Genomic DNA, 23795 nt, shown 5'->3' with positions numbered 1-23795 from the left:
GATTGCGGGATCATCACACTGGACAAAGCGCTGGCACGCTGCCCTATTTCTTGCCGTTTTCGGCCTCTCCAGGCTCCGGTTTTGCAACCTTGCCTGCAGCACGAAGAACGTTCAAAACGCCGGCACAGAAACCGAGAAGCAGAAGAACAATCAACCCCCAAGGCGCCGTGCCGACAAAACGGTCCAAAAGATAGCCAAGAAGGGCACCGACGACGATGGCGGAAATGAACTCGCTCGAAAGCTTCATCGCCTCAGCATAGCCTTTGCGGCTTACCTCGGCGCGGGCTTCGTTCGCCTCGTCCTCTCCCGCATCTATGCGCTTGGCTCTGAGCTTCGCTCCCAGCTGCGCACGGCGCTTTTCAAGACTTTCCTCGCGGTCATCCGCCATGGCTTCCTCCTCGTCTTCCGCTGTCCGCGATCCCCGCTACCCCGGTTTTCAGGACAACGGACACAAGGTCTGAAAACCTTTCGGCCCGTTCTGAAGTCGCGCGCAACATAGTTTTAGGGGAAACCATAGTCAAGGCGTAGGAAGCTTATGTCCAGCCATAAAATTATCGTTCCGAATCAATGATTTGATCCGAATTTCACACTGCGTTGAAAATTCGAGCGAAAGAATCCGCTTTCGAAGCCGATGATCGGCGCTGAAATCCGCTGCCGGACCGGCTTTTCCTCAGCTCCAGCCGCCGCCATAGGTGCGGTAGAAGACGTGCAGGCCGATCCGGCCGACCTTTTCCATGGTCCTTGCCCATTTCGGCCGGACATAGACCGCATGATAATGTGTAGCCGAGCCGACTTGCGGAAGCCAGATCTTGCCGGCCGTGACGGCCATGGCGACGTCGCGGGCAACGCGCCAGTGATTTTCGGAGTTCACGCGATCGCGGATGTTGTCGCAGGCAAAGGAAAACTGGCAGCGGTTCCGCCAGTCTTCGTTCTGGTAGACAACGCCGCAGATGGTTTTCGGGTAGGCCGGGTTCCTGACGCGGTTGAGGATGACCTGCGCGACTGCGGCCTGCCCCTTTACCGATTCGCCGCGAGCTTCGAAATAGATGCCAGATGCAAGGCACTGCTGCTCGCGCGCCGAAAACACGCTGGCCGGCAGGATGCTCGCCGCCCATGCGTGATCGCCCGCGCCAATCTGCGGGACGAAGCGGCCGTCATTTGCCTGATCGGCGAGGATCGAGTCGAAGGGCGATTGACGGGCGTAGTCCGGGGCTGCCGGCGCATAGGCGGTCGCCAGCACGTCGGCCTTGTTGCTCGTGACGAGGCCTGCAAGCATCGCCGGAACACCGGGTTCCGGCATGACCGGCTGCTTCCTGTAGAAATTGGTGGCGATCTCGATTTCCTTGCCCATGATCTTCGGCTTCACGAAGGCGGACTTGTCCTTGATGGCGAAGCTCGGCTGGAAAAGGAGCTGTGTGCGCTGGAGAATGGAGCCGGCGGAGAAATCCTTCGGCGGCTGCATCTTCTCGACGGCGACGATGCGGCCTTTCTTGGTTCCGCGGTTGACGCGGTCTTCGTCCGGCGTTTCCTCGTGGCCCTTGCCTTTCGCGACAAAGGCAACCTTGCGGCCATCCGGAAGAACCATGCCCGCGCCGGCCGCGATCGTTCCCGTCACAATCGGATCCGCGAAAGCGAGTTCGGCCTGATGAATGGAGCCCGCCGGAGAATTTGTCATCACCATGCGCCAGTTGTCGCGGCTTTGATCAAGCCCGGCGAGCATGGCGGCGAGGTCGGCATGCGATGCGATGGTGGGGGATGCGAGCCACCCGCAAATGCCGAAGATGGCGGGTGAAATCCAGCTCTGAGGGAGAAAACGCAGCTTGCTGCGGAAAACGCGAATTCGACGCAACGCCAGACTCCGGACACGGGACGCTTCAACAGTCAGACAAAAATCACCCATTAACCTTGATGCTTGGTTAATGCGGTGTGCCAGAATTCATCCTGAGCGGTTTTTCGTCTTCTCCCCCGCGGGGAGAAGACTGTCTGGAAAACGTGTCAGATGATGACGTGCGAGCCGAGTTCGACTACGCGGTTCGCCGGAAGACGGAAGTAGTCGGAGGGGTTTGCTGCCGCGTTGGCGAGCGCGATATAGAGCCGGTCCTGCCAGTAAGGCATTCCGGATTTCGCATCCGGCACCAGCTTGCGCCGGCCGAGATAGAAGGAGGTCGTCATGATGTCGAACTTCAGCCCGGTCTTTCTAAGTGCTGCGAGAGCCTGGGAGACGTTCTGCGTTTCCATGAAGCCGAAGAGCAGCTCGACACGCGAGAAGCGCTCGGAAACCTGCTCGACCTTGTAGCGTTCGGAGTTCGCAACGCGCGGCTTGTTGACCGTGCGGATCGTCAGGATGACGTTGCGGTCATGCAGGACATGGTTGTGCTTTAGATTGTGAAGCAGGGCTGCGGGCGCCGATTCCGGATCGCTGGTGAGGAAAATCGCGGTACCCGGCACATGGGCAGGCGAGTGATCGCTCTTGCGCTCGATGGAACTGACAAAGGAAGGCAGCGGAATATCCGTGTGGCGGGTCTTTTCCATGAGGAGCGCCGTGCCGCGGCGCCAGGTCCACATGACAACGATGAAGGCGGTGGCGATGAGGATCGGAATATAGCCGCCGTCGTGGATCTTGAGCAGGTTGGCACCGAGGAAGATCAGTTCCAGCACAAGCAGCGGCAACAGAACGATCGTTGCGATCGAAGCCGACCAGTTCCAGCGCGTCCGCACGAATTCGAAGGTCATGATTGTGGTGACGACCATCGCGCCGGTGACCGAGATGCCGTAAGCCGTTGCAAGAGCTTCCGACGTCTGGAAGGTGATGACCAGGAACATGACGCCCAGGAAGAGGACCGTGTTGACCGTCGGCAGGAAAATCTGCCCGGTATTGGTCTCCGATGTGAAGAGGATCTCCATGCGCGGCAGGAAGCCGAGGTTGATCCCCTGGCGCACGAGCGAAAAGGCGCCGGTGATGACCGCCTGGCTGGCGATGATGGTTGCAGCCGTCGCCAGTATGACGGCAAAAGGCAGCGCCCACTTCGGGAACATGAGATAGAAGGGCTCGGACATCGCCTGCGGATTGCCGAGGACGAGCGCGCCCTGGCCGAGATAGTTCAGCGCGAGCGACGGGAAGACCAGCGCGAACCAGGCCCACTGGATCGGGCGTCGGCCAAAATGGCCAAGATCGGCGTAAAGCGCTTCGGCGCCGGTCACCGTCAAAAAGACCGCACCCAGAACAATGATGCCGAAGAATCCCTCGTGGAGTAGGAAGCTGACGGCATAATACGGATTGAAGGCTGCCAAGATCCCGTAGTCGTCGGAGATATGCGAAATGCCGGCAATCGCCATGACGATGAACCAGAGCGCGGTGATCGGTCCGAAAAAACGGGCCATGACGCCGGTGCCGTGCGATTGGAAAACGAACAGCACGACAAGAATGGCCGCCGAAATCGGCACGATGTAGGCCGACAGGCTCGGGGCCATCAGCTTAACGCCTTCAACGGCAGACAGAACCGACAGCGCCGGCGTAATCATCGCATCGCCCAGAAACAGAGCCGCACCTGCCATGCCGAGTGTAAGCAGCAATGCGGTGTGCCCGTTCGCCGTCTTCATCAACAGGGCAAGCAGGGAGAGTGTGCCGCCCTCGCCTTCGTTATCGGCGCGCAGCAGCAGAAGGACATATTTGAGGGTGACGATGATCGTCAGTGCCCAGAGCATCAGCGAGATAAGGCTGATGATCTCGAAACGGGTGATCCCATCGTGCGCGATCGGCTTCAGCGCTTCGCGGAATGCGTAGAGCGGGCTGGTACCGATATCTCCATAGACGACGCCGACGGAGCCGAGCGTAAGATAGAAGAGTTTGCGCGGCGTGATGTGGCGATCGTGTGAATGGCTTTCGTCGGACATGAAGTGACAACAGGCTCCTTAGAGCCAGCCTTTCCATCGGAAAAAGAAGAACGGAATGATGGCGGACATCACCATCAGGCCCAGCGAAGAGGGATAGCCCGCGACCCAGTGCAGTTCCGGCATGAATTCGAAATTCATGCCATAAATCGATGCGACAAGGGTGGGCGGCAAGAAGACGACGGATGCGATCGAGAAGATCTTGATGATCGAGTTCTGTTCGATGTTGATGAGGCCGAGCGAGGCGTCGAGGAGGAAGGTGATGTTTCCGGCGATGTAGGATGCATGCTCCGTCAGCGACTGGATATCGCGCGAGACGGTGCGCGACAGTTCCTTCGTCGCCTGGTCCTTCTGAACTGCGGGGATGGTGTAGAAGAAGGTCATGAGGCGTGCGAGCGAGGCGAGGCTGTCGCGCACCTTGCTGACAAGGCGGTGGTGGCCGGCGATATCGCGAAGCTTCACCTCGAGATAGTTCGAGGGCTTGCGGACCTTTCTGGCGCGGTCGCCGAAAACGTGCGTCGAAAGGATATCGATGCGGGCGACCGAGAGTTCGAGAATTTCCGCAGTCCTGTCGGCGATCGTCTCGAGCAGCTTGGCAAGGAGAGCCGCACCGCTGCGCCACTCTTCCGGCACGCGATGAAGGGCGGCGATGAACAGGGCAAAGGATTTCGGATGAGCGTAGCGGATGGTGATCAACCGGTTCCCAACGAGGATGAAGGCAACATCCGTCAGCGTCGGGGCCTCTGTCTCAGCTTTCCAGACGAGCGAAGCCGTCATATAGACCGCATCATTCTCGGTATAGAGGCGTGCGGACGGCTCGATATCCTTCAAATCGTCGCGGGTCGGAACCTCGATGCCGACGATCTTTTCGACGTAGAGTTCCTCCTCACGGGTTGGCTCAAGCAGATCGATCCATACCACATCGTCGGGAAACTTCGCGGCGTGCGATAGGTCACGGATTTCGACCGACTTGCAATTTGAACAATAGGCAGTGATCACCGGGCGTTGCTCCAGCCGCCGGCACGTCCTGCAATGCGTGCGCTTTTCATCGAGAGCCTTTCACTGGAATGGCCGCCGTCACGGCGCCGTACAGGCTAATAGTCTTCGATCTTACCGGACGCGGAAAAAGGTTCATACAACTCCAGCTGCATCCGGTCATAACCCGGCCATGCATTCTGCTCAACCGCATCGCAGTCACCAATCCTTCGATCGACAAGATAACTCCGAACATGCAGGCTGGCCGAAACTTTTCAAGCAAGGGCGGCCATCATCGAGCATCCGCAGAAACCGCCATCATGGCGACGGCGGGCCATATGACGGAAAGCTGTGAAATAATCAAGTCATCTTGGGCGAACTGGGCGATATCACCACATTTCCCCCACGATTTGGGGTATGCGGCGCGCCGAAACAGCTATTCGAAAATCATCGCCGGCGCCTGGCGCTGCGGCTGGCCGCCGAGTTGTTCCCACACCTTCGAAGCGATGTCTCGATAGATGCCAGCAACGATGCCGTTCGGTTCGGACGCGACAAGCGGCGTGCCGGCATCCGAGGTTTCGCGGATACTCACCGTGAGCGGGACCTCGCCGAGGAAGGTCACGCCAATGCGCTCGGCCTCCCTGCGCGCGCCGCCATGGCCGAAGATGTCGTAGCGGGTGCCAGTATCGGGCGCGATGAAATAGCTCATGTTCTCGACGATACCGAGAACCGGGACCTCCACCTTGCGGAACATATTGAGCCCCTTACGGGCATCGATCAATGCAAGGTCCTGCGGCGTGGAGACGATGACGGCGCCAGCGAGCGGCACCTGCTGAGCCATCGTCAGCTGCGCATCGCCGGTACCGGGCGGCATGTCGACGACAAGCACGTCGAGTTCGCCCCAGGCGACTTCGCGCAGCATCTGCAGCAGCGCCGATTGCACCATCGGGCCGCGCCAGATCATCGCAGTTTCCTCATCGACGAGGAAGCCCATCGACATGACCTTGAGGCCGTAGTTCTCCATCGGATTGATGATGCGGCCGTCGACCTGCGTCGGCCGGCCGGAAATCTTCAAAAGGCGCGGCATGGAGGGACCGTAGATGTCGGCGTCGAGAATACCGACACGCAGACCGTTCGCCTGTAGGCCGAGCGCGAGATTGACGGCCGTCGTCGACTTGCCGACGCCACCCTTGCCGGAGGCAACCGCGATGATCGACTTGATGCCGGGAACGCCGATCTTGCCGGCGCGCGGCGGCTGTTGCTGCGGCGCGTGCGCATGGCCGTCATGGCCGTGCCCGGCATTTGCAGCAGGACGGGCGGCAGGTGCGGAGGCAGGGGCCGCTTTCTTGTCCGCGGTCAGCGCCACGAGCGCACCCTTGACGCCGGGCAGTTCCTTGATGACGCGTTCGGCCGCGAGACGCAGCGGCTCAAGCTCCTTGGCTCGCTCGGCCGGAACGGTGATCGAGAAATAGACCTTGCCGTCGGCAATGAAGACATCGGATACCATGCCGAGCTCGACGATATTATGTTCGAGATCGGGACCGCGCACGGTCTTCAGCGTTTCGAGAACTTGTTCCTTGGTGACGTCCGTCATTCCACCCTCACGCATAGTCTTTGAAGAGACGTAGATAGTGGAGGGCTGCGGCTTCGCCAAACGAAATCGGCATCAAGGGCAACGGAAATCGCGCTCTATCGAAAACCGTTGCGGCCATCTGGTCCGCCGGGCTTTCGCCCCGATGGCCGCAACGGTCTGCCCGATACCCGGCGCAATGCAGGCCGAAGTAGAACAATGTGGGGAAATGACCAGAGGAAAAATCACGCCGAACCACGGGGTTGGAGCGACATCACGGAAGCGCCGTTACAAAATGGCAACAACCGCCGCCGGCAACGGATGCGGGAGACATGCATCTACGCTGCCGACGGCGGGTTGCCGATGGCGCCGTTCGTTTTGGCGCTCTTTCAAAGTCCCCTCTGGACCTCTGCGGAATAAGAAGCAAGGCTCGTGCCAGATGATGATCGGCAAGCGCTTCATAAGCCGCTTGGCATGGATCGCACCCGGCTGTATGGCGTGATCGATCAATGCGGGCGACAGCGATGGAATTGCCAAGGATCTTGCGGGAACAGGTGGAGGAGATGCTGGAGGGCCAGCCGCTCGATGGGCTGAAGCGCGCCGCGGCACGCCTTTCCAGCCGCTATCGCCAGGAACTGCGCGACGGCAGTTTCCACATCAGCGATAGCCTTGCTGCCAAGGCTTATCTCGCCGCCAGGCTGCCCGCCACCTATGCCGCGATCCGCGCCGCATATGAAATGATTTCGCAAGCCCGGCCCGATTTCGCCCCTGAGTATTTCGTCGATATCGGGGCTGGTCCAGGCTCGGCACTCTGGGCGGCCACCGACTGCTGGCCGGAGATCAAAAGCGCCGTGATGGTGGAGGCAAGCGATGCGATCCGCAACGTCGGAAGAAGCCTCTCGGGGCGGCTCGACCTTCAGACGGAATGGCTGGATGGCAATCTTATCAAGGCGTTGCCGAAAATTGCGCCCGCCGATCTTGTCACTATCGCCTATGTGCTCGATGAGATAGAGCCGCATCAGATCGACGCGTCGATCGATAAGCTCTGGGCGATGACCCTCGACACGATCGTCATCGTCGAACCGGGAACGCCGTCCGGTTGGGACCGCATCCTCGCCGCGCGTGACCTACTGCTCTCAAAAGGGGCGCATCTGATCGCGCCCTGCCCGCATGCATCGGACTGTCCTCTCGCGCGGCCAGATTGGTGTCATTTTTCGCGCCGGGTCGCCCGCTCGAAAATGCACCGCTTGGTCAAGGATGCGGACGTGCCGTGGGAGGACGAGAAATATATTTTCATCGCCGCAAGCCGTTTTGCGGGCGAGGCTCCCCAGGCCCGCATCATCGCACCGCCTCAGGGCTCGGGCGGAGTGATCCGGCTGAAGCTCTGTCAAAGCGACGGGACGGCGGGCGAGCGCACCTTCTCCAAACGCGACGGCGCCACCTTCAAATGGGCGCGACGGGCGAATTGGGGCGACGAGCCGGAACGCGACGGAGAGTAGCAGCGGACGAAAGACGCGGCGCTGCCCATCTTTTGAGCCAAACTGCCAATATTTTCAGCAGGGTTACTTGATGATGCCGATGCGCAGTGCCTTGGCGACCGCCTGCGTCCGGTTGACCGTGTCGAGCTTCTTCGTTGCGCGGTTCAGGTAGTGGTTGACGGTATGTTCCGAGAGGTTGAGGATATCGGCGATTTCCGCACTGGTCTTTCCCGCCGCCGTCCAGTTCAAGCAATCGATTTCGCGGTCCGTCAGCGCATCCGTCATGCGCGTATCGAGACTGCGGATTTCTGCAAGCCTGTCGAACACATGGATCGAGATATAGGAAAGATCGCGCATCTCTTCCGGCGCGAAGGGCTCGCGATCACCGGCGAACGAGACTGCGCCGCGCATGCCCGATGGCTCGTGCGTCGGGAAAAAGGCGCAGCGCATCATCTTGAAACGCTCGAAAAGCGCCACGGCCATCGCCGTCTTCCCGTCATCCCTCCTATGGCCCTTGGTCACGTCGACGAAAAAGGGAACCGACGACGTGCGCAGGCGGCGTATGACGGGACTGCTCACCAGCAGGTTTTCCTGATCATAAAGCGTCAGCAGTTCGGCCGGCCAGCTGGTGATCACCGTCGCGCTTTGCAGTTCGAATGACGTGACCGGCGGCAGGTTGAGGACCATGAACGCGCGGCTTCGGCACGCTTCCGTCAGGCGCTTCATGAAGCGGAAGATATCGAATTGGGTTTTCAGGCCGGCGATTTCCTGAATGTATCCATCTGCATCGAAAGATGCCCGTGACAGTGCTGTCATCTACCTTTTCGTCTTCTCAAGAGCGGCGGCGCCGTTTCAGATCGATGTGTGCCTGCAAGCCAACCACGCGCCAGCATGAAATCAAAAACAACCTGGCCGAATACAATGGCCGAAGAGACTATTCGTTTTAACAAACTACCGCAGTTGGCGTGATTCGCAGCCAAATCTCAATATCGCACTCATCATAAGTGCGCTCTGCGAGAGCGTCCAGCCGATTGCTTCGCCGCCTAGGCTGCTATCGGCGCGGGCCGAGACGGACGCGCATCGCATCCGCGATGCTTTCCGCCGTCTGCTTTAAGGGTGCAGCCCATTCTTCGAGACGCTCAAGCGTGAGCCTGTAAGCCGGACCGGTGATCGAAACGCCGCCCGTAAAGCTTCCATCCTCCATCCGGATTGGCGCCGCGACGCAGCGGATACCCGGCTCGTGCTCCTCGCGGTCGAAGGCGAAGCCGGCTTTGCGGATTGCCGCCACCTCGGTCAGCAATGCCTCGGCTGAGACCAATGTCTGTGGAGTAAAGCTATGAAAGGAGAGGCTTCGCACCAGCGTCTCCAGCGCGTCATCCGGCAAAATCGAAAGAGCAACCTTGCCGACGCCGGTGCAATAGACGGGCGACGCATTGCCGATCTGGGAATACATGCGAACAGACTGCTGGCCCTCGATCTTGTCGAGGTAGATAATGGAGGTTTCGCGCAGGACGCCGAGATGGACCGTCTCGCCGCTCATCTGCTGCAGGTGCCGCAGGTGCGGTTCGGCAATCAGCCGGAACTCATTCTTCGCCCAGCTTCGCGACGCCAAATCGAGAAGTCGCAGCCCCGGCCCATAGCGGCCGTCTACGTCGAATTCCAAAAGCCCTTCCTCGACGAGATGACCGAGCTGGCGGTGCAGCGTGCCGCGCGGCTGGCCGACGAGCGCGAGAATGTCGGTAAAGCGCATTGGACGTTCGGCATGCGTCACGAGTTCGAGCAGCCCCATCGCCTTACCCAATGTCCCCGTTTTACTTTCTCTCGATATATCTTTTCGTGGAGCCATTGATCGCCTACCGTCGGCCTTGACACGAATGGCAGCGTAATCAGATAATTCCACATAGTCAAATTGAGTTCCGAATAATGGAAAAACGGGAGGATACGGTGACGAGCGTAGTCGCGCAGTTTCCGGAATTCAGGGATCGTTGCGTGCTCGTGACAGGCGGCGGCTCCGGCATCGGCGCCGCGATCGTCGAGGGCTTCGCCCGGCAGGGCGCGAAGGTTTCCTTCATCGACATTGCCGAAGCGGAAAGCCGCGAACTTGCCATGCGGCTTTCCCGCGATTCGGAACATCCGGTGCATTTCTTCAAGGCCGATCTTCGCAATATCGGCGCGATCCGGCAGACGGTTGATGCGGTGGTCGCGCAATCAGGGCCGATCACCGTTCTCGTCAACAATGCTGCCTGGGACGACCGGCATGAATTCGATACGGTGACCGAAGAATACTGGGATAACAACCAGGCGACAAACCTGCGCCATGTCTTCTTCACCGCCCAGGCCGTAGCGCCTTCCATGCGTGCGGCAGGCGGCGGCGCGATCATAAATATGTCGTCGATCGCCTTTCTCCTGAACATGCCGGAATTCCCGGCCTATTCCACGGCCAAGGCCGCCGTGATCGGTCTCACCAAGAGCCTTGCAGGCAAGCTTGGCCCCGACAATATCCGCGTCAACTGCATCTTACCGGGCATGATCGTGACCGAACGGCAGATGAAGCTCTGGCTGACCGAAGAAGGCATTGCGCAGACCATTAAACGGCAGTGCCTGAAGAAGGTCCTGCATGGCGACGCGATCGTCGGCCCTTGTCTGTTTCTTGCATCCGACTGCGCGGCGGCGGTGACGGCGCAGTCCTTGATTGTCGACGGAGGCATTTTCTGATGGCAAATCCCGTTTATGTCGCGGTGGATTGGGGTACGAGCAGTTTCAGGCTCTGGCTGATCGGCAAGGACGGCCGCATTCTCGGCGAACGCCGCAGCGGCGAAGGCATGACGACGGCGGCCAAGACCGGCTTTGCAGATGTCTTGGCGTCGCATCTTGCCGCACTCTCGGTCCCACAGAACGTGCCGGTCATCGCCTGCGGCATGGTCGGCGCCAAGCAGGGCTGGGTCGAGGCGGGCTATATCGACGTTCCTGCGTCGATCTCCTCGATCCTCACCGGCGCGGTTTCCGTTGCGGACCAAAGCCGGGATATCCGTATCCTCCCCGGCCTTGCCCAACGCGACAAGGCATCGCCCGACGTCATGCGCGGAGAGGAAACGCAGCTGCTTGGCGCACTTGGCCCCGACAGCAGGGGATTGCAGGCCGTCTGCATGCCGGGCACGCATTCGAAATGGGTTCATGTTCAGGACGGCGAAGTGATCGGGTTTTCGACCTTCATGACTGGTGAGCTCTTCGACGCGATCAGCAAGCATACAATCCTCTCGCATGCCGTTGCGAGCGCCGAGGCGGCGCAAGCAGACAATTCCGCCTTCAAAGCGGCAGTCTTGGCCGCTTTCAGACAGCCTGCCATGGCGTCGAACCTTCTCTTTACCGCACGCTCGGGCCAGCTTCTTCACGGATTGACGGCGGCCGGTGCACAGGCAAGGATTTCCGGTACTCTGATCGGGCTTGAAATCGCCGGTGCGCTTTTCGACGCACCGAACGATACGCCTGTCACCCTCGTCGCGTCGGGCCGCCTCCAGGGCCTTTATGAAACGGCCTTCAAGTTCTTGTCTCTAAAGTACACCGTCATCGATGCCGACACGGCCGTGCGCCGTGGGCTTTCGGCCGCCGCCGAAGCTATCTGGCCGAATTGAGGAAACTCTCATGATCAACCGCATTGCCTTCCCTTCAATGAAGCGTCCGCTCATCGCCATTCTCCGCGGCATCAAGCCGGAGGAAACCGAAAGCGTCGTCGGCGCGCTGATCGAGAACGGCCTCGTCGCGATCGAAATCCCGCTGAACTCACCCGACCCTTTCAAATCCATCGAGATCGCTGCGAAAATGGCGCCGCCGGAATGCCTGATCGGCGCGGGCACCGTGTTGACGGTCGAAGCTGTCGACAACCTTCACAATGCCGGTGGAAAGCTGCTCGTCACACCGAATGTCGAGCCTGACGTTATCATTCGCGCGCGCAGCTACGGCATGGTGTCGATGCCGGGCGTCTTCACGCCGACCGAGGCGCTCGCCGCCGCCCGCGCCGGGGCAACCGGCCTGAAGTTCTTCCCCGCCAGCGTGCTCGGTCCTTCAGGCATCACGGCGATCCGCGCCATTCTGCCGCCCGAACTGGTGATCGCGGCGGTCGGCGGCGTCTCCGACAAAAATTTCGCGGACTACACGAAAGCGGGCATTCTGGCCTTCGGCCTCGGCACCAGCATTTACAAGCCCGGAATGACGGCCGCAGAGGTTGCCGAGCGCGCCAAGGCCACCATTTACGCCTATGACGCAGCCGTAGGAGCGTAGGCATATGACTGAGATTTATGAGTTCGAGGGCAAGACGCTTTGCAATACCAGTTCGGTACTTGGCGAAGGCCCGACCTACGATCCGGATACCGACACCGTCTGGTGGTTCAATATTCTCGGCAAGGAACTGCACGAACTGAACCTCAGCACCGAAATAAAGAAGGTGCATCCGCTTCCGATGATGGCGAGCGTGCTCGCACGCATCGACGCCAACCGCCAGCTGCTCGCAACCGAAGAAGGGCTTTTCGTCCGCGATATTGGCAGCGGCAATCTGACCTTCTATGCCGCATTCGAAAACGACAACCCGGAAAACCGCTCGAATGACGGCCGCACGCACCCGTCCGGCGCACTGTGGATCAGCACGATGAGCAAGCGGGCGGAACCCCAGGCAGGCGCGATCTATCACGTCGCCGGTGGCAGGGTGACGAAGATCTTCAGCGGCATCAGCATTCCCAATTCGATCTGCTTTTCGCCCGACGGCACGATCGGCTATTACACGGACACGCGCATCAGCCGTCTCATGCGCGTCATGGTCGATCCGCAGACCGGGCTTCCGACGGGCGAGCCGATCGTCATGGTCGACAGCATGGATGATCCCGGCGGCATCGACGGTTCCGTCTGCGATTCGGATGGCTATATCTGGAACGCACGCTGGGGTGCAGGCGTCGTCGACCGGTACAGCCCCGACGGCCTGCGCATCGCCCGTTACAAGGTTCCTGCCGCACAACCCTCGTGCCCGGCCTTTATCGGCGTCAATGCGGACCGGCTGGCGGTGACGACCGCCTGGGAAGGGCTCGACGACACCGCACGCTCCTCGCAGCCTCAAGCTGGTGCGCTGCTGGAGCTTGGTGTGACGGTAAAAGGCGTTTTCGACCCGGTCTACCTGCTCTGAACAACGCGACGCGAACGTTTGAAGAAGCTGAGGGCGAAATGCCTTCAGACCATCTTCATTCCGGTCGGAACACCGTTGCGAGCAAACGGTTTTCGTCTATGACGTTTTTGGCCGGACAGATCACCACCATGGAAAGACTGGCATCGACCAAGCCTGCTCGATGGCCCGTCCAACCGAGGTCCGTCCCCGGCAGGAACGGCGATGAATGCCGCGATGTGGCCGCCCGCACCGAGAAAGCCTCTAATCAATATCGAAAAGCGGCGCGCTTTGTTGTAGCCGTCAAAACCACACGCATTTCGATAGAATTCCGCGAAAATCATCGAACTTTCCGTATTCGTTCCCGGAACTAAAAGCCTATCCAGTCATTTTCCTTTTGAACCGGCACGGAAAAAGACGCCAAAGAACAAAACCGGCGGCCGCGCTTAAGACCAATCGAGGAACACAAAGGTAGGTTCGAAATGACACGCAAACTTCTGACGACCGTTGCCGCTGGCGCCTTGTTTGCCACGGCTTTCGCGCCGGCGGCGTTCTCGCAGACTGCACCGCAGCCGGCCACCCCCGATGCAACCCAGACGGCTCCGGCCGACCCGGCAGCACCAAAGATGCCGGATGCGACCCCTCCGGCTGGCGACGCTCAGGCTCCGGCTCCGGCTCCGTCGACTGATACGGCCGAGGCAGGTGCATACCTGACAGAACAGGGTGCAGACCAGATCAGCGCCAATTCCTATATTGGCCAGTCTGTTTATACCGGCGAGAACGAAAGCATCGGTGAGGTCAACGACCTGATCATGAACAAGGATGGCGGCTTGGTTGCTGCTGTCATCGGTGTCGGCGGCTTCATTGGTATCGGTGAAAAGAACGTTGCAGTGCCGATGGACAAGATCACCGCTGCCCAGAACACGCAGGACGGCAGCCTCAAGCTGACGACCTCGGAGACGGCAGAGTCTCTGAAGGCCGCTCCGGAATTCAAGACCCTGCAGGCTCTGGCCGCTGAAAAGGCTCCGGCGCCTTCGGGCACGATGCCGTCAGACCCGACAGCTACGGGTTCGACCAATAAATAATCCCGCGCGGTGCGTATAGTGTAGGCGGCGGTGCCCCAATCGGGCGCCGCCGTTTTCGATAGAGAGGATCAAAAGCGCAAGGCGTCAACGTCAGGTGCTTGAGCAAAAGGATCATGGCGCAAGGCGGGACAGATTGCGACGTCTGCCGGCGTTGCGCAGGCCTCAGGCCGACACGCGATCAATCGCGGCCGAGTCGTAATAGTTTTCGTGGAGGAAGCGCAATGTGGCTATGCCATCGGCGGGCTTGCCGAAATGGTAGCCCTGCCCCATGCCGCAGCCGAGCGACCGCAGCTTCACGGCCTCCGAATAATCCTCGATGCCCTCGGCAACCACTTCGAGATCTAGGCCTTCGCACATCGTCAGGATCGCCTTGATGATATGCTCGGAGGCGCGGTCTGAATTGATGCGCGAGACGAAGGCGCGGTCGATCTTCACCTTGTCGAAGATGAAGTCGCGAAGGCGCCCGAGGCTCGATTGACCGGTGCCGAAATCGTCGAGCGAGATACGCACGCCTGCCTGCCGAAGATCGGAAAGGATGCGGTGGGCGGTATCGGTGGAACTCATGACCGCCGTTTCGGTGATTTCCAACTCCAAACGGTGCGGGTCTAAGCCGACGCGGCCGAGAATGGAGAGCACGTTGCTGCTTGTGCCTGGATCCATGAGCTGGGCGGAGGACAGGTTAAACGACAGGAATAGCTCGCGCGGCCAGGAGAGTGCCGCTTCGGCAGCCTTTCGAAGCAAGGTTTCCGACAGCGCGTCGATGAAGCCGCGCTCTTCGGCGAGCGGCACGAAAACGCCCGGCGAAACAAAGCCGAGGTCCGTATCGTTCCAGCGCGCCAGGGCCTCGAAGCCGACCACCTGATTGTTCGACAAAGAGACGATCGGCTGGAAATGCACGTCGATGGCGTCTGAGATGATAGCATTTCGAAGCGCCTGCTCGAGCTGTGTTGCGCGCTTCATCTCCTGCGCGATCTCGCGCGAATAGACAGTGATCTGGCTGCGGCCGCGGCGCTTCGAGCGATAGAGAGCGGTTTCAGCGCTTTTCAAAAGCTCCTCGAACTCCGCACCGGCGAAAGGATAGATGGCAAAGCCGAAGGAGGCGGAAAGCCGCACGTTGCGGTCGCCGAGATCATAAGGCGCCGACAGCACCTCACGGATCATCTGGCCGAACTTTTCAGCGCTTGCACGCTCGAAGATCAGCGGCAGCACGAAAGCGAATTCGTCGCCGTCGTGGCGGGTGACCAGCGCGCCATCCGGTATACATGCCTTCAGGCGGTGGGCGACCTGGCAGAGAATTTCGTCGCCGGCTGCAGAGCCGAAAAGATCGTTGATCGGCTTGAAGGAATCGAGGTTGGCGATGCCGATGGTGAAGGGAGCCGGATCGCTTGCGCGTTCCGTGGAAATCTGACTGACCCTGTCGCGCATGCGATGGCGGTTGCCGAGCCCGGTCAGCGGATCGGTGTAAGCCATGGCCTGAAGCTCATTCTGGCTCACAGGCAAGAAGGGTATGTCCGCCGGCTTCATTATTCAACCTGAGATTTCGTCACTCCCTCCCGGAAGAATGGCGGGCAAGTCTTAACAAACCGATAGTAAACCGGCTCCGTTCGGCCCAGATGATGCCCCAGATTTGAGGAGTTGACGGCGCTCAGACGTGCGCCCGCAGCGGCTCGGCAGCGAGATGCTTCTGGAACAGCGTTTCCAGTATGTCCGGACTGACCGGCTTCATGATGACGTCATCCATGCCGGCCTTCGCGCATTCGGCGCGATCCCGCTCGAATGCCTGCGTCAGGACGCCGACGATCGGCGTCTTATGCGGGTGGTTGTCTTCCATCTGGCGGATCATGCGCGCCGCCTCGAAACCGTTCAATCCCGGCAGTGAAATGTCCATCAGCACGATTTGCGGCCTGTATTCCGCCCAGAGGCGCACTGCTTCGTCGCCGCTGGCTGCGATCAGGTAGCGGTAACCCAGTCCTTCCAGTATCTGGGAAAAGACAATCTGGTTGATGTCGTTGTCTTCCGCCACAAGCACCTCCAGGAAATCCATCTCGGAAGACGTATTGATTTCCCAGTCGGCCTCGCCTTCCGGTGCGGTGCGGTTGTTGCGATTGAAGTGGCGGGCGATCTGGAAGGTAAGCTCGTTGGCAAGCTGGAAACCATCCATGACCAGCGCCGGGATGCCGTATTGTCCGGCAAGTTCCAGGCAGCGCATGCCCATCTGATTGTCGACGATCAGAAGATCCAGCGCGATGCCGGACGAGGTTGCGATCTCCAGGAAGCGCTCTTCTTCGTCTTCGCCGCGAACGGAGCAGGCCTCGAAGCCGTATTTCGCAAGCGTGCGGAGGGCGGCGGTTTCAGCTGCGAGGTCGCCTGTGACGACGAGGATCTTGCGGCCGGAGAAATTCTCCGGAACGATCGTTTCCATCGGGGCCGGCGGCCGGCGCTCGTGATCGCCATTCAGCGGCACATAGGCGCGGCGATAGGATTGACTGCTGGAGGTGGTGACGGACGTTGCCTGGTCGAATTCGTCGAGATCGGCGCCGTCGCGCGGCAGATCCTGCATCGTGGATACGATAAAGTAGCGTCCCGGCTTGCCGATGCGATGCTTGCGGCTGACGATGTCGCGCTCCGAACCGTCGCGGGCGACCTGTCGCTGCCGCACGACGGACATCTCGCCGGTTTCCAGAACATGCCGGTCGCTCTCCTCGAAGCGCTTGGCAACTTCGGGCGAGAAGAGATCCCCGCTCTTGCGGCCGAGCACCTCCTCGACACTCGTCTGGTATTTCTCGCAGAAGGCGATGTTGACGGCGACGTAGGTGAGGTTGCGATCCTTGACGAAGAGCGGGAACGGCAGATTGTCGAGTATGTCCTCGGTCAGCTGCACACGTTCGAGATCGGCGCGCCACTGCTCCTCACGCTTCTTCTCCTCCGAAATATTGGAAATGATCGATACGCAATAGCCGCTCGGCAGACGACGCTTGACCAGGCGGATCCAGCGGTCGCTGCCATGGCGCTCGACGACTTCGAAGCGCTCGCGCCAATGCGAGGCAATCTTCTGGGACAGCCAATCCTCGCGACCGAGCGGTATGCCCGGCTGCCTGGCCGCATATTGCTGACGCACGCCGGTGTCGTAGACGGCGCCGAGAAAATCGCGAAGCCGGGTTCCAGGCTTCAACATCACGGACGAAATCGGGAAGAAATCGAGCACCTGGCGGCTCGCGAAGATCATCTGATCGTTCTTGTCGTAGATGATGAGGGCGGCCGAAAGGCCGTCCGAAAAGGCATCGAAGAGCGCAGCCTGCAGGTCGATTTCGGCCGGCATCTCATCGCTCACGGATGATGCGTCCGCCTTTTCGAAGCCGGCACTCATTCCTTCACGTCCCACATCTGTCCGATTTCATAGCACTGTCTGGTTGTGTACGATCAAAATGCCAGCTTTCTCCTAACGGCGGCTTAACGTTAAGCACCGCAATTCACGGGGAAAACAATAGTCCACGGGCGCAGCGTTTTCGCCCTTCCCTCGGACCCGCGAATCCACGAAAATGGCGCATGGTCATCAGACAACTCTCCGAAACGCTCATCAACCAGATCGCCGCCGGCGAAGTCATCGAACGCCCGGCGAGCGCGGCGAAGGAGCTGATCGAAAATGCACTGGATGCCGGCGCGACCCGTATCGAGATCGCCACGTCCGGCGGCGGCAAAGGCTTACTGCGGGTCAGCGACAACGGCTCCGGCATGGATGCAGCAGATCTCGAACTTGCCGTGAAGCGGCATTGTACCTCGAAGATTTCCACGACCCTTGACGACATCCGCACGCTCGGCTTTCGTGGCGAAGCGCTGCCTTCGATCGGGTCCGTGGCGAAGCTCAGTATTTCCAGCCGCCGCAAGGATAGTGCGGGCGGCACCGAGATTGCCGTCGCGGGCGGCAAGATCCTGCATCTGAGGCCCTCGGCTTCCAATCCGGGCACGATCGTCGAAGTGCGCGATCTCTTTTTCGCAACACCTGCGCGACTGAAGTTCCTTAAGACAGAGAAGGCGGAAGCGGCGGCTATTACGGAAGTCGTCAAGCGCATGGCGATCGCCTTTCCCGGCGTGCGCTTCGTCCTGTCCGGCACCGATCGCAGCACGCTCGAATTTCCGGCAACCGGAGAGGATCATTTGGCGCGCATGGCGCAGGTGCTCGGCAAGGAATTCCGCGATAACGCAATCGAACTCGACGCCGAGCGCGAAGGCATCGCTCTCACCGGCTTTGCCGGCGTACCGACCTTCAACCGCGGCAACTCCGCCCATCAATATGCCTTCGTCAACGGCCGGCCGGTCCAGGACAAACTGATCCTTTCGGCGATCCGCGGCGCCTATGCCGAGACGATCCCGGCCGGACGCTATCCGGTGGCTGTCTTGTCGCTGTCGCTCGATCCGGCGCTGGTGGATGTCAACGTGCATCCGGCCAAGTCGGACGTACGCTTCCGCGATCCGGGCCTCGTGCGCGGGTTGATCGTCGGCGCGGTGCGCGAGGCGCTGGCGCGTGACGGAAGCCGGGCGGCAACGACCGGCGCGGACGGTATGCTGCGCTCCTTCAGGTCGGGTTTCCAGCCGGGTTACCAGCGGCCAGCGCAAGGCGCATGGTCGGCCGGGACGTCCCCATCGCGCCCGTTTCAGACGGCAAACGGCGGCTTTGGCGCAAGGCCGCAGGCGTCCTTCGACGGACTGAGCATGCCGGCTGCGCGCGCCGAACCGCAGGCGCAGCCATGGCAGCAGTCGCGATCAGCCGAAGAACCGCCGCCGCGTTACCCGCTCGGCGCTGCGCGCGCACAGATCCACGAGAACTACATCGTCGCGCAGACGGATGACGGGCTTGTCATCGTCGACCAGCACGCCGCACATGAGCGGCTGGTCTTCGAGGCAATGCGAAAGGCGCTGCAATCGACACAACTGCCATCACAGGTGCTGCTGATCCCGGAAATCGTCGACCTGCCGGAAGAGGATTGCGACCGGCTGATGATGCATGCCGAAGGCCTCAAGGGGCTTGGGCTTGCAATCGAGCGCTTCGGGCCGGGGGCGATTGCCGTACGCGAAACGCCGGCCATGCTCGGCGAGGTCGATGCGCAGGGCCTCATCCGACAGCTTGCCGACGAGATTGCCGAATGGGATACGGCCTCCGGCCTTTCGGCCAAGCTCGAATATGTCGCCGCGACCATGGCCTGCCACGGCTCGGTGCGCTCCGGCCGCAGGCTCCGGCCGGAGGAAATGAATGCGCTGCTTCGGCAGATGGAAATGACGCCGGGCTCCGGCCAGTGCAATCACGGGCGACCGACCTATATCGAACTGAAGCTGTCGGATATCGAGCGGCTGTTCGGACGCAGCTGAAAACGCTGGCAATAATGCCTTCGCCGCGATATTGGCAGTCGAAGGCAATAGGGAACGGAGCAGGATGAACTTGTTTGAAGGAAACGGAAACCGCGAGGCGAAGATCCGCTATCTCGATGCAGATTTCCAGATCCTGTCGCCGGGTTCCTATGTCATCTGCGCCATGACCGGCAAGCATATCCCGCTCGACGAGCTGCGCTACTGGAGCGTTGCCCGCCAGGAACCCTATGCCGACGTCGTTTCTTCGCTCGAAGCCGACAAGCGCGCCGGCGTTCTGCCGAACCAGAAGCGCTGATCCAGGAAACGCTTGAGAATGAGCGCCCGCTGCCGAGAGACGCGGGAAACGACGCATCGCCGCACGCGGGCAGCACGCTCCGGCTTCGAGGCCATCTGGCGAACGCGGTGATCGTTGACGGACCGCAAACTCATCCGGACTTCCGGCTTTTACTCAGCCGCCGCTCCCGGCAGGCCTCCATGGCACGATCGATGATGAGGCCGGGTGCCTGCGGGTCTTCGAACGCCATTTCGACTTCGATGACCCGGCATTTGGCGGCGAGTTCCTCCGCTTTGCCATGGTGGCCGGCAAGCCGCACGAAATCCTTCGAGGTGGTGACGATCAGCAGGTCGTCGCGTTCGGCGGTCGACAGCAGGTCAGCCATCTCATCGTCGCTCAGGTGTTCGTGGTCGCCGAAGGATCTGCCGATTGCGATTTCGGCGCCCAGTGATTCCACCGTCCGGAAGAACTTGCCCGGATCGGCAATGCCTGCAAAAGCCAGCACCTTCCGGCCGGCGAGGTCGTTTTCTCCACAAACCTTCAGCGATGCGGTGAAGTAGGGTTTCGCGGCACGGGCAGCCATGCGTACGATCGCATCGGCGGCATTGCCCTTTCCCACTTTCAGGAGCGCGCTGGCATAGCGCATCTGCACGGAGATCGGCGCGCGCACGGGACCGCCCGGCACCGTATGCCCATTGCCCAGGCCGCGCGTCGTGTCGATGACGAGCAGAGCATAGTCGATCGCCAGCCGCGCGCTCTGGAAACCATCATCCATGATGATGAGGTCGGCCCCTTCCCTGACGAGCCGTTCGGCGCCTTCGATGCGGCGGCGCGAAACGACGGTCATCGCCTCGCGGGCAAGCAGCAGCGGCTCGTCGCCAACGGCAACGGCGCGATGATGAGCGGGATCGACAACGACGGTGACGTCCAGGGAGCCGCCATAGCCACGGCTCAAGAAGCCGGGCCGCAGCCCCTTGGCCTTGGCGGCCCGAGCGATCGTCAGCGCTGTCGGCGTCTTGCCGGCGCCGCCTACGGTGAAATTGCCGATGCAAATGACGGGAACGAGAACGGAAGCGCGGCGCGCATGCGTCATGCGATAGCCGGCGATCCGTCCATAGAGGAAGGAAAAGGGCGAGAGCGCCCACGCCCGCCAATCAGCTTTCGTCCACCAAAACGGCGGCGCTTCGGATACCATAACTGCCGCCCTATGCTCCTCCGGTGCCTTGCGGGCCACCGGCCACCCCCTCGACTGGCGGAAAGAAAGGGCAAAATTGCAGAAAAAGCAAGCTTTTGCTCCCGACCGTCCTCATTCCCGGGCTTATCACAAGCATCAAGCCACGGTGCGTATGCGCCGTAAATGAAACAACGACATCGGAAAAGAGTCTTCCGCGCCATCGACATGGCGCGGCTGGACGCGCACAGAGATCAGGGAGAGTAAGGGAGTGCCGTCGCGGCAAGAATGATTGGCGGCGCGTAGTGGGCAATCATGCCAATTGCAGGTCCGGCAACAGGCCTTCGAGTTCGGTGATATCGTTGAGGCAATAGTCGGATGCGGCAGCCAACGATTCCCGCGAGCCGGTGCCCGTCAGCACGGCGATCTTGAGGCCGGCCTCGGCATTGTGGCCCATGTGCAGGTCGTGATTGTTGTCGCCGACGACCGCCACTTGCGCCGGCTCCAGCCCGGTCGCCTTGCAGAAGCCGAGAACCATTCCAGCGTCCGGCTTGATGCCGAAGCCGCTGTCATAACCGGCGATGTAGTTCACGAACTCGGCGAAACCGAAGCGCTGAGCGGTCTGGCGGATCGAGCGCTCGTTGTCGCTGGACGCGATGCCGAGCTTGAAGCCGCGGCGGTGCAGGCGGCCGAAGAAGGCGGCAAGATCGGTGACCGGTACGGAAAAGTCGGCGGCATGGGAAAAGAGAGCGTCGAGCTTGATCGTCAGTTCAATGACATCGACCCTGGAACCCGCCGCGACCAGCCCCTCGGCGATCTGCCGGGTATTGCCGGCAGCCAGCAGACTGTCGGGCACGATATGGCCGGTCACCGGGTCCATCCCGGTCGCCAGCAACAGATGGTCGGCTAGCGCCGGATCGCCTTGCGAGGCGATGCGCGCCAATTCACGGTTCACCGGCAGCCAGCTCTCATCATAATCGAGCAGGGTGCCGTCCTTGTCGAAGAGGATGCCCTTGATTTGCGCAGCCGTCATCTTTTTCATCAGCCCTCTGCCACCGACCTCGGCAGCAGTCTTGCCTTCACCGTCAGCGGATTGATGTAAGGCTCGAGAGACTTCACCGTCGCCGTCAGCGCGCCGCGCATTTCCTGCACGGTCATGACGCCGGCCTCGATCATACTACGCCGCGCCTCGCCGTTGATGAGCAGATAATGCACCCCCTTGGCCAGCATCTCGGTATCGCGCACCATGCGGGCGCTGCCGCGGCGGGCAAGCTTCTGATAGGCGTCGCGGAAGTTCTGGACATTGCTGCCGGAAAGTACAGCGCAGCCCAGCATGGCGGGTTCGAGCGGATTTTGTCCGCCTTCGGCAAAGAGCGAACGGCCGACGAAGGCGACTTCCGTCATCCGCAGGTAAAGACCCATTTCGCCGATCGTATCGCCGAGGAAGATATCGACATCCGGCGAGAGTAGGTCATCGCGCGTGCGGCGAGCAACCTTGAGGCCCTGCTTGACGAGCATTTCTTCGATCTCGTCGGAGCGCTCGGGATGGCGCGGCACGATGATCGTCAGCTGGCCGTTGCGCTCCTTCAGTGTGCGATGAACAACCGCCGCGGCATTTTCCTCGCCGTCGAAAGTCGAGATCGCAGCCCAAGTCTTGCGATCGCCGATCTGCTTCTTATAGCGGGCGAGTACGGATGCGTCATAAGGAGGTGCATCCGTATCGACCTTGAGATTGCCGGAGGTCGTCACGTGCCTTGCCCCGAGATCGCGAAAACGCTCGGCATCGATGTCCGACTGCGCGATCACAAGCGCGAGGTTCTCGAACAGCGCCTCGGCAATGGCCGTTCGACGCTGCCAGCGCGCGAAGGAGCGATCCGACATGCGCGCATTGACGAGGATCTGCGGAATGCGGCGGCGGCCGAGTTCCATGACGGTCGCCGGCCAGATTTCCGACTCTGCAATGATGGCGCAATCCGGCTGCCAGTATTCGAGGAAGCGGCTGACGGCGGGCTTCAGGTCGAGCGGTACATATTGATGGATCGCCTCATTGCCCATGCGCTCGGCGGCGAGCCTTGCCGAGGTGATCGTGCCCGTCGTCAGGATCACATGAATGTCGCGGCGGCGGATTTCGCGGATAAGCGGAATGACGGCGTTGGTCTCACCGACACTCGCAGCATGAAACCAGACAAGCGGACCCTGCGGCCGGTTTGCGCTGGCATAGCCAAAGCGCTCCGTGCGGCGCGCACGCTCTTCCTTGCCCTTGGCGGTCCGGTAGGCGAGATAGGCGCCGACGATCGGAGAGGCGATGACCCCTGCCGTCCTATAGACGCCCAGCGCGAACCGCGCTCTTGGCGAACTCATTTAAAATGCCTCCGATCAGCGATGATCGACATCAAACCCATTCCCCAATTATTGTTGCCGCCGGAATGACCGAGTAATTTGTTCAGAATGCGTCAATCGCCTGTGGCGCGTATCTAACGATGCGCAAAGACGGCCCTGCCGAATGGAGCGGCATCGGGCGCGTAAGATGCTGAGAAATTATTTATTTCCAGCCTTGTCCTGCGGATCGAGCAAGCGATGCATATGGACGATGAAGTAACGCATATGTGCGTTGTCCACGGTCGACTGCGCCTTGGCCTTCCAGGCCCCTAGCGCCGAGGCGTAATCCGGAAAAATACCGACAATATCGAGATCATTCAGATCCCGGAACTGAACATCGGTCAGGCTTTCCAGTTCTCCGCCAAATACGAGATGCAAGAGCTGCTTTTTGCCGCCAGATTCCGTCATTTTCTTCTCTTTCTCTACTGGTCTCCTCCGCGCTTTCATCTGCGGGATTTTGAC

General features: G+C 60.6%; 22 protein-coding genes. 8 read left to right on the top strand and 14 right to left on the bottom strand.

The window, feature by feature from the left end:
• Positions 1 to 43: 43 nt before the first annotated feature.
• From RGR602_RS04565 to apbC, 5 genes are all read right to left on the bottom strand, one after another.
• Complete coding sequence (locus tag RGR602_RS04565) at positions 44 to 388, bottom strand: AtpZ/AtpI family protein (protein WP_039844131.1); 345 nt, start codon at positions 386 to 388, stop codon at positions 44 to 46.
• 282 nt (positions 389 to 670) lie between these two features.
• Positions 671 to 1849 carry a cell wall hydrolase gene (locus RGR602_RS04560; protein ID WP_039844130.1) on the bottom strand — a complete coding sequence of 393 codons (1179 nt, stop codon included), beginning with the start codon at positions 1847 to 1849 and terminating at the stop codon, positions 671 to 673.
• A 146-nt stretch (positions 1850 to 1995) separates the two neighbouring features.
• Positions 1996 to 3894, bottom strand: coding sequence for a potassium transporter Kup (locus RGR602_RS04555; protein ID WP_039844129.1), 1899 nt, complete (start codon positions 3892 to 3894; stop codon positions 1996 to 1998).
• An 18-nt stretch (positions 3895 to 3912) separates the two neighbouring features.
• The gene (locus RGR602_RS04550; RefSeq protein WP_039844128.1) at positions 3913 to 4890 is read right to left on the bottom strand and encodes a magnesium transporter CorA family protein; all 978 of its coding nucleotides are present in this window, start codon (positions 4888 to 4890) and stop codon (positions 3913 to 3915) included.
• 412 nt (positions 4891 to 5302) lie between these two features.
• Positions 5303 to 6460, bottom strand: a complete 1158-nt coding sequence (gene apbC, locus RGR602_RS04545) for an iron-sulfur cluster carrier protein ApbC (protein WP_039844127.1) — start codon at positions 6458 to 6460, stop codon at positions 5303 to 5305.
• Between the two features lie 500 nt (positions 6461 to 6960).
• Here apbC and RGR602_RS04540 point away from each other — a divergent pair, with 500 nt between their 5' ends.
• A complete protein-coding gene (locus RGR602_RS04540) occupies positions 6961 to 7935 on the top strand; it encodes a small ribosomal subunit Rsm22 family protein (RefSeq protein ID WP_039844126.1) in 975 nt (324 codons plus the stop codon).
• 63 nt (positions 7936 to 7998) lie between these two features.
• On the opposite strand, the gene RGR602_RS04535 is transcribed toward RGR602_RS04540, so the two are convergent.
• Positions 7999 to 8730, bottom strand: coding sequence for a helix-turn-helix transcriptional regulator (locus RGR602_RS04535; RefSeq protein WP_039844125.1), 732 nt, complete (start codon positions 8728 to 8730; stop codon positions 7999 to 8001).
• Positions 8731 to 8965: 235 nt separating this feature from the next.
• Positions 8966 to 9760, bottom strand: coding sequence for an IclR family transcriptional regulator (locus tag RGR602_RS04530; protein WP_039844124.1), 795 nt, complete (start codon positions 9758 to 9760; stop codon positions 8966 to 8968).
• Positions 9761 to 9858: 98 nt separating this feature from the next.
• Here RGR602_RS04530 and RGR602_RS04525 point away from each other — a divergent pair, with 98 nt between their 5' ends.
• Genes RGR602_RS04525 through RGR602_RS04510 form a run of 4 tightly spaced genes read left to right on the top strand, consistent with a single transcriptional unit; the run spans position 9859 to position 13084 of the window.
• Complete coding sequence (locus tag RGR602_RS04525; protein WP_039846645.1) at positions 9859 to 10629, top strand: SDR family NAD(P)-dependent oxidoreductase; 771 nt, start codon at positions 9859 to 9861, stop codon at positions 10627 to 10629.
• On the top strand, positions 10629 to 11546 hold the full coding sequence (locus RGR602_RS04520; protein ID WP_039844123.1) for a 2-dehydro-3-deoxygalactonokinase: 918 nt from the start codon (positions 10629 to 10631) through the stop codon (positions 11544 to 11546). Before RGR602_RS04525 ends, RGR602_RS04520 begins: the two co-directional genes overlap by 1 nt.
• Positions 11547 to 11559: 13 nt before the next feature.
• Positions 11560 to 12192 carry a 2-dehydro-3-deoxy-6-phosphogalactonate aldolase gene (locus tag RGR602_RS04515; RefSeq protein WP_039846644.1) on the top strand — a complete coding sequence of 211 codons (633 nt, stop codon included), beginning with the start codon at positions 11560 to 11562 and terminating at the stop codon, positions 12190 to 12192.
• Between the two features lie 4 nt (positions 12193 to 12196).
• A complete protein-coding gene (locus tag RGR602_RS04510) occupies positions 12197 to 13084 on the top strand; it encodes an SMP-30/gluconolactonase/LRE family protein (protein ID WP_039844122.1) in 888 nt (295 codons plus the stop codon).
• A 44-nt stretch (positions 13085 to 13128) separates the two neighbouring features.
• On the opposite strand, the gene RGR602_RS04505 is transcribed toward RGR602_RS04510, so the two are convergent.
• Positions 13129 to 13404, bottom strand: coding sequence for a hypothetical protein (locus tag RGR602_RS04505; RefSeq protein ID WP_039844121.1), 276 nt, complete (start codon positions 13402 to 13404; stop codon positions 13129 to 13131).
• A 138-nt stretch (positions 13405 to 13542) separates the two neighbouring features.
• Here RGR602_RS04505 and RGR602_RS04500 point away from each other — a divergent pair, with 138 nt between their 5' ends.
• Positions 13543 to 14145, top strand: a complete 603-nt coding sequence (locus RGR602_RS04500) for a PRC-barrel domain-containing protein (RefSeq protein ID WP_039844120.1) — start codon at positions 13543 to 13545, stop codon at positions 14143 to 14145.
• 162 nt (positions 14146 to 14307) lie between these two features.
• Here the strand turns inward: RGR602_RS04500 and RGR602_RS04495 are convergent, their stop codons facing one another.
• A complete protein-coding gene (locus RGR602_RS04495) occupies positions 14308 to 15672 on the bottom strand; it encodes a putative bifunctional diguanylate cyclase/phosphodiesterase (protein ID WP_039844119.1) in 1365 nt (454 codons plus the stop codon).
• Positions 15673 to 15790: 118 nt separating this feature from the next.
• Complete coding sequence (locus RGR602_RS04490; protein WP_039844118.1) at positions 15791 to 17512, bottom strand: response regulator; 1722 nt, start codon at positions 17510 to 17512, stop codon at positions 15791 to 15793.
• Positions 17513 to 17691: 179 nt separating this feature from the next.
• On the opposite strand from RGR602_RS04490, the gene mutL reads away from it, so the two are divergent.
• Together mutL and RGR602_RS04480 are read left to right on the top strand one after the other, a co-directional pair.
• On the top strand, positions 17692 to 19509 hold the full coding sequence (gene mutL, locus RGR602_RS04485) for a DNA mismatch repair endonuclease MutL (protein WP_039844117.1): 1818 nt from the start codon (positions 17692 to 17694) through the stop codon (positions 19507 to 19509).
• A gap of 64 nt (positions 19510 to 19573) precedes the next feature.
• Entirely contained in the window at positions 19574 to 19804 is a 231-nt protein-coding gene (locus RGR602_RS04480) for a DUF2093 domain-containing protein (RefSeq protein WP_022716573.1), read from the top strand.
• Positions 19805 to 19934: 130 nt separating this feature from the next.
• Here RGR602_RS04480 and lpxK read toward each other — a convergent pair whose 3' ends face one another.
• The 4 genes from lpxK to RGR602_RS04460 form a co-directional block, all read right to left on the bottom strand.
• Positions 19935 to 20978, bottom strand: coding sequence for a tetraacyldisaccharide 4'-kinase (gene lpxK, locus RGR602_RS04475; RefSeq protein ID WP_039844116.1), 1044 nt, complete (start codon positions 20976 to 20978; stop codon positions 19935 to 19937).
• A 289-nt stretch (positions 20979 to 21267) separates the two neighbouring features.
• Entirely contained in the window at positions 21268 to 21996 is a 729-nt protein-coding gene (locus tag RGR602_RS04470) for an HAD family hydrolase (RefSeq protein WP_039844115.1), read from the bottom strand.
• Positions 21996 to 23315, bottom strand: coding sequence for a lipid IV(A) 3-deoxy-D-manno-octulosonic acid transferase (waaA, locus tag RGR602_RS04465; protein ID WP_039844114.1), 1320 nt, complete (start codon positions 23313 to 23315; stop codon positions 21996 to 21998). The genes RGR602_RS04470 and waaA overlap by 1 nt, the downstream gene beginning before the upstream one ends.
• Before the next feature lie 177 nt (positions 23316 to 23492).
• A complete protein-coding gene (locus tag RGR602_RS04460) occupies positions 23493 to 23741 on the bottom strand; it encodes a DUF4170 domain-containing protein (RefSeq protein ID WP_039844113.1) in 249 nt (82 codons plus the stop codon).
• Positions 23742 to 23795: the final 54 nt, after the last annotated feature.

Origin of the sequence: Rhizobium gallicum bv. gallicum R602sp (assembly GCF_000816845.1) — a bacterium.
Classification (GTDB): Bacteria; Pseudomonadota; Alphaproteobacteria; order Rhizobiales; family Rhizobiaceae; genus Rhizobium; species Rhizobium gallicum.
This window is presented reverse-complemented; position numbering and strand designations above follow the sequence as displayed.